Annotated in this window: 16 protein-coding genes and 2 pseudogenes; 4 read left to right on the top strand and 14 right to left on the bottom strand. The window is 39.8% G+C overall.

The window, feature by feature from the left end; translation table 11 throughout:
• Positions 1-164 precede the first annotated feature (164 nt).
• Together FJN11_RS02665 and FJN11_RS02660 are read right to left on the bottom strand one after the other, a co-directional pair.
• Positions 165-1,413 (bottom strand): ISL3 family transposase gene (locus tag FJN11_RS02665; RefSeq protein ID WP_376739298.1). Its coding sequence is split into 2 segments (ribosomal slippage): positions 165-1,362 and positions 1,361-1,413, totalling 1,251 coding nucleotides; the frame shifts between segments, so codons are not numbered across the junction.
• A 218-nt stretch (positions 1,414-1,631) separates the two neighbouring features.
• Positions 1,632-2,195, bottom strand: a complete 564-nt coding sequence (locus tag FJN11_RS02660) for a GNAT family N-acetyltransferase (RefSeq protein WP_181146380.1) — start codon at positions 2,193-2,195, stop codon at positions 1,632-1,634.
• 474 nt (positions 2,196-2,669) lie between these two features.
• On the opposite strand from FJN11_RS02660, the pseudogene FJN11_RS02655 reads away from it, so the two are divergent.
• Positions 2,670-3,292: pseudogene (locus tag FJN11_RS02655) on the top strand (IS30 family transposase); the annotation flags it as partial.
• Between the two features lie 54 nt (positions 3,293-3,346).
• On the opposite strand, the gene pyrE reads toward FJN11_RS02655, so the two are convergent.
• The 7 genes from pyrE to typA form a co-directional block, all read right to left on the bottom strand.
• Positions 3,347-3,979, bottom strand: coding sequence for an orotate phosphoribosyltransferase (gene pyrE, locus FJN11_RS02650; RefSeq protein ID WP_049551678.1), 633 nt, complete (start codon positions 3,977-3,979; stop codon positions 3,347-3,349).
• A 32-nt stretch (positions 3,980-4,011) separates the two neighbouring features.
• A complete protein-coding gene (gene pyrF / locus FJN11_RS02645; protein ID WP_125429524.1) occupies positions 4,012-4,713 on the bottom strand; it encodes an orotidine-5'-phosphate decarboxylase in 702 nt (233 codons plus the stop codon).
• A 232-nt stretch (positions 4,714-4,945) separates the two neighbouring features.
• Entirely contained in the window at positions 4,946-6,199 is a 1,254-nt protein-coding gene (locus FJN11_RS02640; RefSeq protein ID WP_140223989.1) for a cell division protein FtsQ/DivIB, read from the bottom strand.
• Between the two features lie 9 nt (positions 6,200-6,208).
• Positions 6,209-7,267: a UDP-N-acetylglucosamine--N-acetylmuramyl-(pentapeptide) pyrophosphoryl-undecaprenol N-acetylglucosamine transferase gene (locus FJN11_RS02635; protein ID WP_140223988.1), complete on the bottom strand. Its 1,059-nt coding sequence runs from the start codon at positions 7,265-7,267 to the stop codon at positions 6,209-6,211.
• 1 nt (position 7,268) lies between these two features.
• A complete protein-coding gene (gene murD, locus FJN11_RS02630; RefSeq protein ID WP_140223987.1) occupies positions 7,269-8,621 on the bottom strand; it encodes a UDP-N-acetylmuramoyl-L-alanine--D-glutamate ligase in 1,353 nt (450 codons plus the stop codon).
• A gap of 115 nt (positions 8,622-8,736) precedes the next feature.
• Positions 8,737-8,991: a DUF3165 family protein gene (locus FJN11_RS02625; protein ID WP_000262673.1), complete on the bottom strand. Its 255-nt coding sequence runs from the start codon at positions 8,989-8,991 to the stop codon at positions 8,737-8,739.
• Positions 8,992-9,010: 19 nt separating this feature from the next.
• Positions 9,011-10,852 (bottom strand): translational GTPase TypA, encoded by a 1,842-nt coding sequence (gene typA, locus FJN11_RS02620; RefSeq protein ID WP_140223986.1) that lies wholly within the window; start codon positions 10,850-10,852, stop codon positions 9,011-9,013.
• 161 nt (positions 10,853-11,013) lie between these two features.
• On the opposite strand from typA, the gene FJN11_RS02615 reads away from it, so the two are divergent.
• Positions 11,014-11,739: a 16S rRNA pseudouridine(516) synthase gene (locus tag FJN11_RS02615; RefSeq protein WP_094753466.1), complete on the top strand. Its 726-nt coding sequence runs from the start codon at positions 11,014-11,016 to the stop codon at positions 11,737-11,739.
• A gap of 61 nt (positions 11,740-11,800) precedes the next feature.
• Here FJN11_RS02615 and FJN11_RS02610 read toward each other — a convergent pair.
• The 4 genes and pseudogenes from FJN11_RS02610 to FJN11_RS02595 all read right to left on the bottom strand — a co-directional run.
• Positions 11,801-12,007 (bottom strand): annotated as a pseudogene (locus tag FJN11_RS02610) (IS3 family transposase); the annotation flags it as partial.
• A 71-nt stretch (positions 12,008-12,078) separates the two neighbouring features.
• A complete protein-coding gene (locus FJN11_RS02605) occupies positions 12,079-12,315 on the bottom strand; it encodes a hypothetical protein (RefSeq protein ID WP_004261680.1) in 237 nt (78 codons plus the stop codon).
• Positions 12,316-12,478: 163 nt separating this feature from the next.
• Complete coding sequence (locus FJN11_RS02600) at positions 12,479-12,859, bottom strand: rhodanese-like domain-containing protein (RefSeq protein ID WP_049487910.1); 381 nt, start codon at positions 12,857-12,859, stop codon at positions 12,479-12,481.
• Positions 12,859-13,128: a YqgQ family protein gene (locus FJN11_RS02595; RefSeq protein WP_020901947.1), complete on the bottom strand. Its 270-nt coding sequence runs from the start codon at positions 13,126-13,128 to the stop codon at positions 12,859-12,861. The genes FJN11_RS02600 and FJN11_RS02595 overlap by 1 nt, the downstream gene beginning before the upstream one ends.
• A gap of 63 nt (positions 13,129-13,191) precedes the next feature.
• Between FJN11_RS02595 and FJN11_RS02590 the strand changes: the two genes are divergently transcribed.
• Together FJN11_RS02590 and FJN11_RS02585 are read left to right on the top strand one after the other, a co-directional pair.
• Positions 13,192-14,100, top strand: coding sequence for a LysR family transcriptional regulator (locus FJN11_RS02590; protein WP_140224196.1), 909 nt, complete (start codon positions 13,192-13,194; stop codon positions 14,098-14,100).
• A 51-nt stretch (positions 14,101-14,151) separates the two neighbouring features.
• Positions 14,152-16,029 carry an N-acetylmuramoyl-L-alanine amidase gene (locus tag FJN11_RS02585; RefSeq protein WP_140223985.1) on the top strand — a complete coding sequence of 626 codons (1,878 nt, stop codon included), beginning with the start codon at positions 14,152-14,154 and terminating at the stop codon, positions 16,027-16,029.
• A gap of 31 nt (positions 16,030-16,060) precedes the next feature.
• On the opposite strand, the gene FJN11_RS02580 is transcribed toward FJN11_RS02585, so the two are convergent.
• Positions 16,061-16,378 carry a hypothetical protein gene (locus FJN11_RS02580; RefSeq protein WP_004269832.1) on the bottom strand — a complete coding sequence of 106 codons (318 nt, stop codon included), beginning with the start codon at positions 16,376-16,378 and terminating at the stop codon, positions 16,061-16,063.
• Between the last annotated feature and the right edge of the window lie 6 nt (positions 16,379-16,384).

Here is a 16,384-nt window from a genome sequence, read left to right as displayed (position 1 = left end):
AATATCTACGTTATCTACCCTCTCTACCATTGTTCACAATATAAAACAAGTAAGCTGAACAAACAACTCAATTTAAGGAGAAAATTCAGTAAACCTTCCCATAATAAAACGCATTATATCAAGTTTCTCCGGCTCTTTGTCAACTGTAGTGGGTTGAAGAAAAGCTAAGCTCGAGAAAGGACACATTTCGTCCTTTCTTTTTTGATGTTCAGAGAGATAAAAATCCTTTTTTTGAAGTTTTCAAAGTTCCGAAATCCAAAGGCATTGCGCTTGATAAGTTTGATGAGATTATTGGTGGCTTCCAGTTTGGCGTTGGAATAGGGTAGTTGAAGGGCGTTGGCAATTTTCTCTTTATCCTTGAGGAAGGTTTTAAAGACAGTCTGAAAAAGAGGATGAACCTGCTTTAGATTGTCCTCAATGAGTCCGAAAAATTTATCTGGTTCCTTATTCTGAAAGTGAAAAAGTAGGAGCTGATAGAGCTGATAGTGGGCTTTCAAGTCTTTTGAATAGCTTAATAGTTTATCTAGAATCTCTTTATTGGTTAAGTGCATGCGAAAAGTAGGGCGGTAAAATCTTTTATCACTCAGTTTACGACTATCCTGTTGGATGAGTTTCCAGTATCGCTTGATGGCCTTGTATTCATGGGATTTTCGTTCGAACTGATTCATAATTTGGACACGCACACGACTCATAGCACGGCTTAGATGTTGTACAATATGGAAACGATCTAGAACGATTTTAGCACACGGAAAAAGTTGTCTAGCTAAGTCATAGTAGGGACTAAACATATCCATAGTAATGATTTTGACGCAACATCGGACAGCTCTATCGTAGCGCAGAAAGTGATTTCGGATGATAGCCTGTGTTCTGCCTTCAAGGACAGTGATGATATTGAGGTTATCAAAATCTTGAGCAATGAAACTCATCTTTCCCTTAGTGAAGGCATACTCATCCCAGGACATAGTCTGTGGAAGACGAGAAAAATCATACTTAAAACGGAAGTCATTGAGCTTACGAATGACAGTTGAAGTTGAAATGGCCAGCTGATGGGCAATATCGGTCATAGAAGTTTTTTCAATCAATTTTTGCGCAATTTTTTGGTTGATAATACGAGGGATTTGGTGATTCTTCTTGACGAGAGAAGTCTCAGCGACCGCTATTTTCGAGCACTGATAGCACTTAAAACGGCGCTTTTTAAGTAGAATTCTAGTAGGCATACCAGTCGTTTCGAGGTAAGGAATCTTAGACGTTTTTTGAAAGTCATATTTCTTCATTAGGCTTCCACAATCAGGACAAAGTGGGGCATCATAATCCAATTTGGCGATGATTTCTTTGTGGGTATCCCTATTGATGGTATCTATAATTTGGATATTTGATATCGAATAGTTTTGTGATAAAATGTAATTGTTCCATATGAATCTTTCTAATGAGTTGTTTGGTCACTTTTCATTATAGATCTTATGGGACTTTTTTTCTACAACAAAATAGGCCCCATAATATCCATAGGGGATTTACCCACTACAAATATTATAGAGCTTTTTTACTACAAAGTTGCTTTATTTAATTGAACATACAATTTTATCAGAAATACTTAGAATAATTAGAGAATTAGAGAATTAGAGAATTAACATTTACTCATCTAGGTACATATAGGTAGAGGTGGGTTGACTTTTATCATCTAAGTCATCTTTAAAAGCAAACTTCTTATAAAAATTTACTGCAGGGTTTAAAGACCACAACTCTATAATTGATGCATTGGTTTCTAAATTGTAATCTTCTATAACTTTTGATATGAGATTCTTACCTATCCCCTTACCCCTTTGACTACTTTTTACAAATAGATACTCGACCTCAAAAGCTACTAAAGTAGATAAATTAAAATCTTTGATATTAAGATGCGAGTAGAAGCCAGTAGCTACTAAAGTAGATAAATTAAAATCTTTGGTATTAAGATATGAGTAGAAGTCAGTAGCTACTAGAGATACTTTTTTATAAAAAATATACCCTACTACCTCATCTTGTTCAATTGCTAAAAACAGCTTTTTATCTTCTGTATTCGCTAAAGAATAAGAATCATTTTCTAAAAAATGTGCTAGTTTCGCTTCAATAGGATTGTCGGTAACAACTAAATTCGAGATACTTGCTCTAAATTCAGACTCGCTTAGGCAGTTGTGAGAGATTATTTTGAATGTCAAGTTCCCCAGAAAAACCTTTCCCTTTTGATTTTAAAATCTTATTCTGCAATATCTTAAGTGCAATCTCTCTTTGTTGTCCAGTCCACGATTTTTGGGGATTTGTTCGCTTAATAATCATGATGAACTTCCTCCTTTACACTACAGTATATCAAACTAATCTATTTTTATCAAGAGAAATAATAGACAAAGACCTATTTGATAATTTTTTGAAAGTTCTGAAAGTTCTATAATGAAGTTAAACACCCAACCCTCCTAAAAATTAGATGTTCCAACTAGCTTATAGCTAATCCTCGATTTCATTTGATAAGAGGCTTGAAGCTGTTAGGCTGACAAGCCAAGCTTAATCTTAGCCTTGGTTTAGCTGACAAAACAGCTTAAAGGGTTCCTCTTGCCAATTGAAAGCTCTTATAGGTATAAGAAAACACCTCTGTGTTATACTTGTTGTTCAACCACAAACACAAGAAAGGCACAGAGATGCAAAATCATTATACTACAAAATCAAAACATTTGACAATCGATATCCGTCGCTTAATCGAAAGATGGAAAAAGAATGGAAAGCAAATAGAGAAATTGCCTCTCTACTTGGAAAAACTCCTCAAACCATCCATACTGAAATCAAACGTGGGACAGTCCTACAATGTATTGGAAAGGGGCGCTTTAAAAAGATTTACTCTGCCGACTACGCTCAACAGTCTTATGAAAACAATTGCAAGCGCTCGGTCAAGAAATCAATCTTGACCAAGGAACTAAAGGAAAAGATTCTCCACTATCATAACCAAAAGTTTTCTCCTGAAATGATGGTCAAGGCTAAGGGGGTTAACGTGGGCATTTCTACCATCTACTACTGGATTCATCATGAAAAATTGGGGTTAACCAAACAGGATCTGCTGTATCCTAGAAAAGGAAAATCTGTTAAGAAACAAGCTAGCGCCAATTTTAAACCCGCTGGTCAATCTATCGAACAGAAGCCTGAAGCTATTAATCTGCGATTAGAAAATGGGCATTATGAGATTAATACGGTTCTACTTACAAGAGCGAAAAACTATTGTTTATTGATCTTAACTGATCGAAGGAGTAGGAATCAAATCCACCGCTTGTCCGATGTGTGTTCTAAGGAACGTATCTACTATGACTACCTGATTTTCTATGTCTTAAGCATTTTGCCAATTTTCTTGGTCTTCTTTAAAGCTTTTTAGAAGGTCGAGCCCTTCTGGTGTGATGTAACCTTCTTCTTGAGCTAGGTGAATGAGTTCACTGTAGTTAGAAAGTGTTAACAGCTTAACACCAGCATCTGCAAAGTTTTTGTCTGCTTTTGGCAATTGGTAGCTGAAAATCGCTACAACTCCAAGCACATCTGCTCCTTCTCGCTTGGCTGCTGCCACGGCCTCGAGAACAGAACCACCTGTTGAAATAAGGTCTTCAACCACTACCATCTTTTGCCCCTGAGCTACGCGGCCTTCGATTTGGTTACCAGCTCCGTGGTCTTTTGGTTTGCTACGGATGTAGGCAAATGGCAAGTTCATCTTATCAGCAATAATAGCTCCGTGTGGAATCCCTGCTGTTGCAGTTCCTGCAATCACTTCTACCTCTGGAAAGGCTTCTTTGATAGCATCTACAAAGCCATTTTCAATTAAGGTACGAGTTTCTGGATAGGCTAGTGTCACACGATTATCAGTGTAAATCGGTGACTTGATACCAGATGCCCAAGTGAAAGGCTCCTCTGGTTTGAGGTAAACGGCTTGGATTTTCAAGAGGTGGCTAGCGATATCTTTAGCAAGTGTCATGGTATTCTCCTTTTATTTTATAATCTAGTTCTTTAATTCCAGTCCTGTGTCCATTCATCCTTGATGGCATGATAAGCTGCAACCGGATCCTCAGCTTGTGTAATGGGACGTCCCACTACAATATAGTCACTGCCGATTTGATAGGCATCAGCAGGTGTCATGACTCGTTTTTGATCTCCAACTGCAGCACCTGCCGGACGAATACCCGGTGTCAGACAGATAAAATCTGGATTGGTAGCCTGTTTGATGACTTGCACTTCCTGAGCCGAGCAAACGACACCATCCAAGCCAGCTTCAGCTGTCTTCTTGGCATAATGAATCACTGACTCTTGCAGGCTGGTTTGGATATTCTGAAACTCCTGCATCTGGGATTCCGATGTTGATGTGAGCTGAGTGACAGCGATCAATTTGGCTTGACTTCCAAGACCTTCACGCGCAGCCTTCATCATCTCTACGCCGCCAGCCGCATGAACATTTGTCATATCCACACCAAGCTGAGACAGGACCTTCATAGCTGATTTGACTGTATTTGGAATGTCATGCAACTTGAGATCCAAAAAGACACTGTGCCCCAGGCCTTTCAAGTAAGACACAATCTCAGGCCCCGTTGCGTAATAAAGCTCCATCCCTACCTTAAGATAAAGGCTTTCTTCTGCTGGAAAAAGAGCTAAGAATTCCTTGACCGCCTCAAAACTAGGAAAATCAAGAGCAATAACTGGACGATGTTCTCGCATAGGTTTCTCCTTTTACCTTTGCTAGTGAGAGAGTCTGGGCAACAGAAGCCACGAAAAAAGGAACCTGCCAACAGCAAGGTTCCACGAAAAATGGGTAGTCTCCACCCTTTCACCGTCTAACCTTAGCTGCCTCTCTGGACTGCTTTAAAGGTTTTTTACTATTCTATTATTTCTACTAACACTTGTCAAGTAAAAACATGGCAACTAAAGAGCTATAGAAGAAAAGGTAAACCTAGCGACGCGATGAACGTCGGGTCGTTTGGTTTTGATTGCCCTCTTCCTCCAGCTTTTTCCTTTCCTCTTCTAGTTTATTCTGCTGTTCTTCCAGTCTTTTCTTCTCTTCCTCTTTTTGTTTCTTCTCAGCTTCCTTAGCATCTTGTTTGGCTTTTTCCTCAGCCTCCATAATTAATTTATCCGCCACAGTGTAACTGTAAATTCCAGCTTCCATGTCAATAACACTCGGTTCTGACAATTGTGGCTTAATCTTACTGTAATATGGCAGTTTCTTACTCATTTCAGATAGAGGAACCAAGACCTCGTCCGAATCATTCATAGTCAATCGAATTAAATCTGATGTGACCTTGCTTGGGGCTAGTTCCACCTTTTGGATAGCCGCCTTGAGTTCTGGACTAATTTGAGCAAGTTCTGAGGTAAAGGTCTTGATTTGTTCGCTGTCATTAAAGAGAACTGATATATAAGTTTCTGGCAGACTCACCAAACTTACCGAACTGGTCTCAAGCTGACCGCTTGAAAGGATTGGATAATGGCTTTCTCCAGAAACATAGTAGGCCACAATATCATATTCCTTGACCTTGATAGTAAACTTGGTTGGAAATTGATAGACAAGCTGAGCTGATTCAACCCAATAGTTAGACTTAATCTGCTCTTCATATTTTTCCTTATCTAGCAGAAGGTTAATCGTATAATCCGAATCCTGAATACCTGAAGCCTGTCGAATATCATCAGCTGTAGTTTGCACTGTTCCCTCAACACGAATATCCTTCATGGTCGCATAAGGACTGAGCAAATAAGCAGAGACAACCAATAAAATCAGACTGAGAAACAAAATCGAGATAGCCCGCCAGATATGAACTCCTGGAATTTTCGGTTTGACCGGTTTTTCCTTAACAGGCTTTTTCTCTGCATTTTTATCCCGTTTATCCTCTTTCTCTGTCTTTTTAGACTTTGATTCTTCTTTGACTACTTCTTTTTTGACGTCTTCTGACTCTTCTACTTTTTCTTCAGCATCTTCCTTAGCTGATTTTGGGTCTTTTGGATCAGATTCACTCTCTTGGTCCTCGGTTGCATCTGACTTTTCAGATTTTGAAGCCATTCGTGCTTGTCTTTCCTTTTCCTTCTCCTCAGCTAGGGCTACCTCTTCTTCAGCCTTCTTTTTTAGATATTCCTGGTTTCGTTTCTGCCATTCTGATAACTCTTTAAATTCTTCGAGGATTTCTTTGCCCTCATTTTTCTTATCTTTTGACATTTACTTTCCTTATGATAAATCTTTTTTCAACAATTGATAAAAATCTGCTAGAGATTTCAATTCCTTTGAAGCCCTCATCTTAGCTTGGTAATCTTCCTTGTGACTTAGTAAGTGAGAAAGCTTCTCTTCTATACTGTCCAAGGTCAAATCGCTTTCTTGAAGCTCTTCTGCATAGCCTTTTTTTACAAAGTAAGCTGCATTTTCAATCTGGTCTCCACGACTAGCTTCACGACCAAGTGGCACAATAACATGCAATTTTGCCATGGCCAAGAGCTCAAAAATCGTATTGGCACCACCACGTGTCACAACAATATCAGCCAATTCCATCAAGGGTTGATAGAGACTGGTCACATAGTCCATACGAAAGAGATTTTGGCTCAACTCATTTAGGCTAGAATCTCCAGTTAGATTGATAATATTGTAGCGCTCTGTCAGTTCTTTCTTATGGTCTGTCACCAATTGGTTAAAGACACGAGCACCTGCAGAACCACCGACAAACAATACAGTTGGCAATTTAGGATTAAAGTGGGTTTGAATATCCACCAATTCATCCGGTTCTGGATTTTTTTGGTCTGAAACCTTTGTCACTGCTCCCACATGCTCAACCTTAGCCAAACTCGAAGCTTGCTCAAAGGTTGAATACATCTTAGTCGCAAATTTATAAGCAATTTTATTGGCCAAGCCCATAGACAGGTCAGATTCGTGAATAAAGACAGGCACTCCTGAAACACGGGCTGCGATAACAGGTGGCACAGAGACAAAGCCTCCCTTTGAAAAAAGTGCTTGTGGACGAAGTCGCAACATGATAAAGAGCGACTGGACAATTCCCCAGCCAACTTTGAAGACGTCCAGCATATTTTGCCAAGAGAAATAACGACGCAATTTTCCAGTCGCAATGGAATGGAAGGTAACATCCAAACCTGACTTGAGGATTTCTTGGTGTTCGATACCACGTTTATCTCCGATATAGTGGACTTCCCAGCCATCTTCGATAAACTTGGGCATTAACAAAAGGTTGAGGGTCACGTGTCCAACCGTCCCCCCACCTGTAAAGACAATTTTTTTCATATTATTCCTTTAACTCCGCTACTGTGTCGATAAAGAGGTCGCCACGTACTTCAAAGTTAGCATACATATCCCAGCTAGCATTGGCAGGACTGAGAAGAACCACGTCTCCTTGAGTCGCAAGTTCATAGGATTTGCGGGTCGCATCAGCAATATCAGTCGCATCCACACATGCCACACCAGCCTTGTCTGCTGCCCGTTTGACACGTTCTGCAGACTGACCTAGGATGACCATCTTCTTGAGTCCAGTAATGTCTGGCACCAATTCGTCAAACTCATTGCCACGGTCCAAACCACCTGCAATCAAAATGACCTTGCTGTTGTCAAATCCTGACAAGGCTTTTTGAGTAGCCAAGATATTGGTTGACTTGCTATCATTATAGAATTTGACACCCTTGATTTCATCCACAAATTGGAGACGGTGTTTGACACCTCCAAAGGCTGAAAGAGTTTCTTTGATGGTTTGGTTATCCAAACCACGAAGCTTGGCTACAGCAATCGTCGCAAGGGCATTTTCCACATTGTGGCTACCTGGAACTCCGATTTCATTCGCTGCCATGACAACTTCCCCACGGAAGTAGAGTTGACCATCTTCCAGATAAGCTCCATCAACCTTTTCAAGTGTTGAAAATGGTACAACTGTAGCTTGTGTTTTTCTTGCCAATTCTTTTGCCAAGTCTTGGTTAAAGTTCAAGACAAGGAAATCAGCCGCTGTCATCTTGTTCTGGATATTCCACTTGGCTGCTACATATTCCTCAAAAGAACCATGATAATCGATATGAGTTGGCATGAGGTTGGTAATAACTGCAATCTCAGGATGGAATTCTTGAACGCCCATCAGTTGGAAAGAAGAAAGTTCCATGACAAGAGTGTCCTTGTCTGACGCAGTTTGGGCCACTTGACTAGCAGGATAGCCGATATTTCCTGATAAGAGACCATGTTGCCCAGCAGCAGTCAAAACTTCCCCAATCATGGTCGTTGTGGTTGTTTTACCATTTGAACCGGTAATACCAACAATCGGTGCTTCAGAAATCAAATAAGCTAATTCTACCTCGGTCAAGACTGGAATTCCCTTGGCCAAAGCCTTTTCAATCATGGGATTGCTGTATGGGATGCCTGGATTTTTCACCATAAGGGCAAACTCTTCATCCAAGAGTTCCAAAGGATGGCCACCTGTAATGACCTTGATTCCTTCTTCCAACAAACTTTGGGCAGCTGGATTGTCCTCAAAAGGTTTGCCATCATTTACTGTCACAATGGCACCTAGCTTGTCCAACAAACGAGCTGCAGATTCCCCAGACTTGGCCAAACCTAAAACAAGGACTTTCTTATTTTTAAATTGATCTATTACTTTCATGTCTCGAACTCCATTTCTACTCTTACTATTTTACCATTTTTATGGAAATAATTCTAAACGAAAATGCTCAGATTCAGCATTCTAACAAGCAAAAAGAGAGTCAAAACTCTCTTTTTTATCTTCTTTTACTTTTACTGACCGACATGAGGGTAATATCTCGCAAGCTAAAGTATGCTAGGAAGAGCATGGCGATTGCGATAAAGAATTCTGTCGGTAGCTGAAAGATTTGCAAAACTGACAACATCAGCAAAATCAAGAGTGCTACGAAAGCAAAGACGACAAGGACGATATTGACTGTCCCTTTAATGCTTTCTGGTGTCGCAAATACATAGAGTAGTAATAAGAGGAGTCCTATGATTAAATAAACCATCTTTATCTCTTTCTAGCTCTTATTCAGCTGATTTTTTCTTCTTGTTAGCTTTCTCACGCTCTGCCTTATTAAGGATTTGTTTACGCAAACGGATAGACTCAGGCGTTACTTCCATGTACTCGTCGTCGTTCAAGAACTCAAGAGACTCTTCAAGTGTCAAGATACGAGGTGTCTTGATAACAGCTGTTTGGTCCTTAGTAGCTGAACGAACGTTAGTCATTTGTTTCGCCTTAGTGATGTTAACTGTCAAGTCGTTTTCACGAGAATTTTCACCGATGATCATTCCTTCATAAACCTCAGTACCTGGGTTGACAAAGATCGTACCACGTTCTTCGATAGACATGATTGAGTAAGTTGTAGCCTTACCAGCATCGATAGAAACAAGGGCACCACGGTGACGACCACCAATTTCACCTGGAATCAATGGCAAGTATTGGTCGAAGGTATGGTTCATGATACCGTAACCACGAGTCATTGACAAGAACTCAGTTGAGTATCCAATCAAACCACGCGCTGGAACAAGGAAGACCAAACGAGTTTGACCATTACCAGTTGAAATCATATCCAACATTTCACCCTTACGTTCAGAAAGACTTTGGATACCAGACCCTTGGTATTCTTCTGGAGTGTCTATTTGAACACGTTCAAATGGTTCACATTTGACACCATCGATTTCTTTTACGATAACTTCTGGACGAGATACTTGAAGTTCATAGCCCTCACGACGCATTGTTTCGATAAGGATTGACAAGTGCAATTCTCCACGTCCTGAAACTGTCCATTTATCTGGTGAATCAGTTGGGTCAACACGAAGGGAAACGTCTGTTTGCAATTCTGCCTGCAAGCGTTCTTCCACCTTACGAGAAGTTACCCATTTACCTTCTTTACCAGCAAATGGTGAGTTGTTGACCAAGAAAGTCATTTGAAGCGTTGGCTCATCGATGTGTAGGATTGGAAGAGCTTCTACTGCATCTGTCGGAGTAATGGTTTCACCGACAAAGATATCTTCCATACCTGAAACGGCAATCAAGTCACCTGCTTTGGCTTCTTGGATTTCACGACGTTCCAAACCAAAGAAACCAAAGAGTTTTGTAACACGGAAGTTTTTAGTTGTGCCGTCAAGTTTAGAAAGGGTAACTTGGTCACCAACTTTAACAGTACCACGGAAGACACGACCGATACCGATACGTCCAACAAAGTCGTTGTAGTCCAAAAGTGATACTTGGAACTGCAAAGGCTCATCTGAGTTATCTACTGGAGCTGGGATATGGTCGATAATGGTGTCAAAGATTGGTGCCATAGTCGCTTCTTGGTCAGCTGGATCATCTGACAATGAAGAAGTTCCGTTGATCGCTGAAGCATACACCACTGGGAAGTCAAGCTGGTCATCATCTGCACCAAGCTCGATGAAAAGTTCCAAGACTTCGTCCACTACTTCTGCTGGACGAGCTGATGGTTTGTCGATTTTGTTAACAACCACGATTGGGACAAGGTCTTGTTCCAAAGCTTTTTTCAATACGAAACGAGTTTGTGGCATTGTTCCTTCGTAGGCATCTACGACCAAGACAACACCGTCAACCATTTTCATGATACGCTCAACTTCTCCACCGAAGTCCGCGTGTCCTGGTGTGTCCATGATATTGATACGAGTTCCGTTGTAGGCAACGGCTGTATTTTTAGCAAGGATGGTAATTCCACGCTCTTTTTCGATATCGTTTGAGTCCATAGCACGCTCTGCCAATTCAGTACGTGCATCAAGCGTTTCTGATTGTTTCAATAATTCGTCAACGAGGGTTGTTTTACCGTGGTCAACGTGGGCGATAATCGCAATGTTACGGATATCTTCTCTAAGTTTTGTCATGATTTCCTCTATAATATTCAAAATTTATTTTCTAACTGAACGATTATACCATATTTTCAAGTAAATAACATAACTCAAGCAAGTGTAAATGTTTTCACTGCGCTTTTCTTTTCACGTCAAGCCTTTTCAAAGCAAGCGACTTATGATAAGATAAGCACAGTATGCGTTTAGATAATTTATTAGCCCAAGAAAAAATCAGCCGAAAGACCATGAAACAAGCCTTACTCAAAGGGGACATTCTCGTCGATAGTTGCCCAGCCCGCTCCCTAGCCCAAAATATCGATACAGGACTACAGGAGCTCCTCTTTCGGGGCCGAATCATTCAAGGCTATGAGCACACCTATCTGATGCTTCATAAGCCTGCTGGTGTCGTGACAGCCAATAGAGACACGGAACTTCCAACTGTCATGGACCTCCTTCCGCCTGACATCCAGTCTGACAAGCTCTATGCCGTCGGCCGACTGGACCGAGATACGACAGGACTCCTTCTCTTGACCGATAACGGTCCCTTAGGCTTTCAGCTCCTCCATCCCCAATATCATGTCGATAAAACCTATCGAGTTGAGGTCAATGGACTTCTGACACCTGACCATATCCAAGCCTTTCAAAAGGGAATTGTCTTTTTAGATGGTACTGTCTGTAAACCTGCAAGACTAGAGATTCTATCTGCAAGTCCTTCCCACAGCCAAGCCTCTATCACCATTTCAGAAGGAAAATTTCATCAGGTTAAAAAAATGTTCCTCTCAGTTGGTGTCAAGGTGACCTCCCTCAAACGTACCTGTTTTGGATCTTGGAGCTTAGATCAGAATCTTCAAGAAGGAGACTACCGTCCCCTAAACTCACAAGAGTTGACAAGCATTCGTGACTTACTCAGAAAAAGTGGTTAAAAAATGAGCTCGGAAACATCCAAGCTCGTTTTCTTATTTGTAATCAACCTACAAGGAAAAATTTATCAATCATTTCTTGTTTTGGTTCTGGAGAATAGTGATAATTTTTAACTTTTTTGATACTTTCTATTCCGAAATGTTCAATCAATCTCATCATGTATCTTAGCCCAGAAACATCCACACTAAATCTTTTTGAAAGTTGCTTTAAGCTTTGACCTTGCTTTTTATGTTCATAGCTCTGAACTTTATCCTCATAAGTTATTTTCATAATAAAACACCCCAAAAGCTAGATTTTTCTGCTAACTTTCGGGGTGAGTTTAACAATAAAATGTTTTATTGTTAAGCTGATATATTCATAAGAACTATAAATCCTAAAATCCACATAATTACAGAAATTACAATACCTACGATACCAAGTATTTTTTCTGTTTTATAGTCCAGCTCAGACTCTTTTTGATGTGAATTAGCTAACACTAATCCAATAATTCCCAAAACAAGCCCTACCACTGGTAGTAGAAAACCAAGAACGATAGATAGGATACCTAAAACAAGGGAAGATTTCTTCTTTTCTTTCATATTATAAAACTCCTAAAATTATTACCACTAAATTATATCAAAAGAAATAGGTTTTGTCTATATAATACTATAAGTTTTTTCATAATATTAATTATAGCAATCTCTCAAAGAAACGTCCACTTGTCTACCCAAAGCGGAACTTAGTTTGAGAATTTAGCTTATGTTAATTAGTCTTCACTTTTCCTTTCCAAGAATCCAAGCCATAAGAAAGGATATAAATCTCAGAAAAACCTTGTTTTTTCAAGTAAAGGGCTGCATTTGTGACACGTTGCGCACGTTGGTTTTCGTAGAGAAGGACAGGTTTGTCTTTACGAAGGGCTACAAGACTAGTTTTCAACTGACTTGAAGGAATATTGCGAGCCCCAAGAATATGTTTTCTGTGAAATTCTGCTGGGTCGCGCAAATCAATCAATTGACCCGTACGAATCAAGGCTTCAAACTCCTCATTGTCCACGATTTTAGCTGCACGGCGAATACGAAGATAGTTAAAGCCCATCCACGCCAACATTGCTAGTATTAGTGCCCACAAAATCCAAGTAACCATTAGTTCTTTTCTCCATTTTTCTCAATATAATCCAATTCTACCTTGTGCTCTCTGCGAAGAACCGCTTCTGCTTCTAGATAGTCTAATTTGTCCATCAACCCTGCATCGTAAATCCGTGAGAGTTCCAACTTCATCAGTTCAATATCATATAAGCGTTTTCCCATGTAAACAATGATACCAAATCGTTTGAGGAATTGCTGCACATCATAGAATGTTTTCATAAGACTCATTCTAGCAAAATTTTGTGTTTTTTTCAAGAAGAGAATCACACAATGCCCCTTATTTTCCTATCATCTTTGGCGATTCTGACGCAAGTGTGGTACAATAAAAACATGAGAATTCAACAATTACACTATATTATCAAAATCGTCGAAACTGGCTCTATGAATGAGGCAGCTAAGCAGCTCTTTATCACCCAGCCGAGTCTTTCCAATGCTGTGAGAGATTTGGAAAATGAAATGGGGATTGAGATCTTTATCCGCAATCCCAAGGGTATCACCTTGACCCGTGATGGGATGGAGTTTCTCTCCTATGCCCGTCAGGTTGTCGAGCAAACTCAACTTCTGGAGGAACGTTATAAAAATCCTGTCGCCCACCGCGAACTCTTTAGCGTTTCGTCTCAACACTATGCCTTTGTGGTCAATGCCTTTGTCTCTCTACTCAAGAAAAGTGATATGGAAAAATACGAGCTCTTCCTTCGTGAAACTCGTACTTGGGAGATTATCGACGACGTCAAGAACTTCCGTAGTGAGGTCGGTGTCTTATTTTTTAACAGCTACAACCGTGATGTTTTAACCAAAATGCTGGATGACAACCACCTGCTGGCTCACCATCTTTTTACCGCTCAGCCTCATATCTTTGTCAGCAAGACCAATCCTCTGGCAAAGAAAGATAAGGTCAAACTAGAAGACTTGGAGAACTTCCCTTACCTCAGCTATGACCAAGGGACGCACAACTCCTTCTACTTTTCAGAAGAGATTCTCTCGCAGGAATACCACAAAAAATCTATCGTAGTCAGCGACCGTGCTACCCTCTTTAATCTCTTGATTGGTTTGGATGGTTATACCATTGCGACAGGGATTTTGAACAGCAACCTCAACGGAGACACTATCGTTTCTATCCCACTGGATATTGATGACCCAATTGAGCTGGTCTATATCCAGCATGAAAAAACCAGCCTATCTAAGATGGGCGAACGCTTTATTGACTATCTACTAGAAGAAGTTCAGTTTGATAGTTGAGAAATCAGCAAGATTTTATTATAATAAGCAAAAAAACAAAAGGAGTTTAATATGAAAAAGGTTTTACTTGCTAGTGCAGTTGCCTTATCTATTTTAGGATACACTCAAACAACTGCCCAAGCTCAAGAAAATAAAGCAGAGTCAGTACGCGAAAATGTAACAATTCCTCATTCAAGTACTTCAAAAATCGAAAACCAAGAAAAATCGAAAGAGAAGGTCGAAAAAACAGACAATTCTTCTAAAATTGATGATAAAGAAGAAAAAACAGAGAAAAAAACTCCCGCCACAGAAGAGAAGAAGTCTGAAGTAAAAAAAGAAGAAAAAGTTGAAAAAGTCAAAGAAGGTTGGCAGGAAGAAAATAATAACTGGCGCTTTTACGAACACAACAAACCTGTTACCAACTGGAAAAAAATCCAAGGAAAGTGGTACTACTTCAATAAAGATGGCCATCGACTAAGCAATACAACCTTTGATGGTTATGTTTTCAATAAAGATGGAGTGATGGCTGAAAACGGTTGGAACTTTATCAATGAAAAATGGTACTTCGCTAATTCTTCTGGAAAAATTTCTCAGAATAAATGGGAGAAAATTGGTGGTGCTTGGTATTACTTTGACAAAGATGGAATCATGCTTAGTAATACAACTTTTGATAACTATTTACTGACCAAAAGTGGAGCTATGGCCACAAACGGCTGGGCAAAAATCGACCAAAATTGGTATTATGCCACATCCTCTGGAAAAATCTCTCAGGACAAGTGGGAGAAAGTCAATGGTTCTTGGTACTACTTTGATAAAAAGGGAATCATGTTGAGCTCAACTACATTTAAGGGCTACCTATTTAATAACAGTGGTGCTATGGCTGAAAATAGCTGGGTAAAAATTAAAGATACCTGGTTCTATGCGAACGCATCTGGAAAATTTGTCCAAAACAAATGGGAAAAAATCAGCGGTTCTTGGTATTCTTTTGCTCAAGATGGAGCTATGTTAGCCGATAAATGGTCGGGAAGCTATTATCTAAAAACCAATGGAGCCATGGCTGATAATGAATGGATATTTGATAAAAACTATAACAGCTGGTTCTTTTTGAAGCGTGGTGGAATGTATGCATCAAAAGAATGGATTGGAGCTTACTATCTCAAAGCTGGTGGTTATATGGCTAAAAAAGAGTGGATTTACGACGACACTTATAAGGCTCGCTACTACTTAGATGATAATGGACATTATGTTTCCGGAACTTACAAAATTGACGGTAAAGACCATCTATTCCACAAAAATGGTCAATGGATTTCTGAGGTCTCAAAAGAAGTTGGTTTTGTAAAAGGTCAATACAGTAAAACCATCTTTTTAGATCCAGGACATGGTGGAAGAGACTCAGGTGCATACTATTACAATGTCGCTGAAAAAGACCTCAACATGCAGGTGTATCGTAAATTACGCAAAAAGTTAGAAGAACTTGGCTACAAAGTTCTTACTTCACGTGATAGTGATATTGATGTAGATTTTGTTACAGAACGTTCTCGTATGGTTAACAAGACTAACTCTGATATCTTTATTAGTATTCACTTCAATGCGACTGGCAGCGCGTACTCTAGAGCTAGTGGAATTCAAACCTATTCCTATAGTGATGATCCTGATTATCCAAGTAAAATCAACCCATACTGGCATAACCATCCTGACCGTATGAGTGAGAGCAAGCGCCTCGCAGCCGCTATCCACTCTTCATTGTTAGCTGAAACTGGTGCTAAAGATGCTGGTTTATTGGAAAGAAGCTTTGCCGTTCTTCGAGAAACTGCTAAACCAGCCGTCCTCCTAGAGCTTGGTTATATAGATAATTTCGCTGAAAATCAACAGATTCGAGATAGCCACTATCAAGATAAGCTTGTAGCAGGTATCGTGAAAGGAATTCAAAAATATTACGCTGGTAAGTAAAAAAGGGTCTCGAGAAATCTCGAGGCCTTTTCTATTTGTCTTCTTTTGTATCTTTATCAGGAAAGAGGTATCCAATACCAATGCAAGCTAGTACGCCCGCTCCAATTACCAAGCCACTTGAAATTGGCAAAAGGTCTAAAATTGCATTTGCAATGATAAAAGCAATAATTAAACACATCAGACTAGCCTTGTAGTCTTTTTTCAAAAAATTCTCTAGAGTGAAAAAGAGGAACAGTCCTACCGGAATCAGTGACCATAGGTTGACATCCAAACTTGGCCATCCAACAGAACCAAAATACAAAACCAAAGCTGAAACTAGCAAGAATCCAATACCTAATAATTTTTTCATTTTTAT

This window comes from Streptococcus symci (genome assembly GCF_006385165.1).
GTDB lineage: Bacteria > Bacillota > Bacilli > Lactobacillales > Streptococcaceae > Streptococcus > Streptococcus symci.
This window is presented reverse-complemented; position numbering and strand designations above follow the sequence as displayed.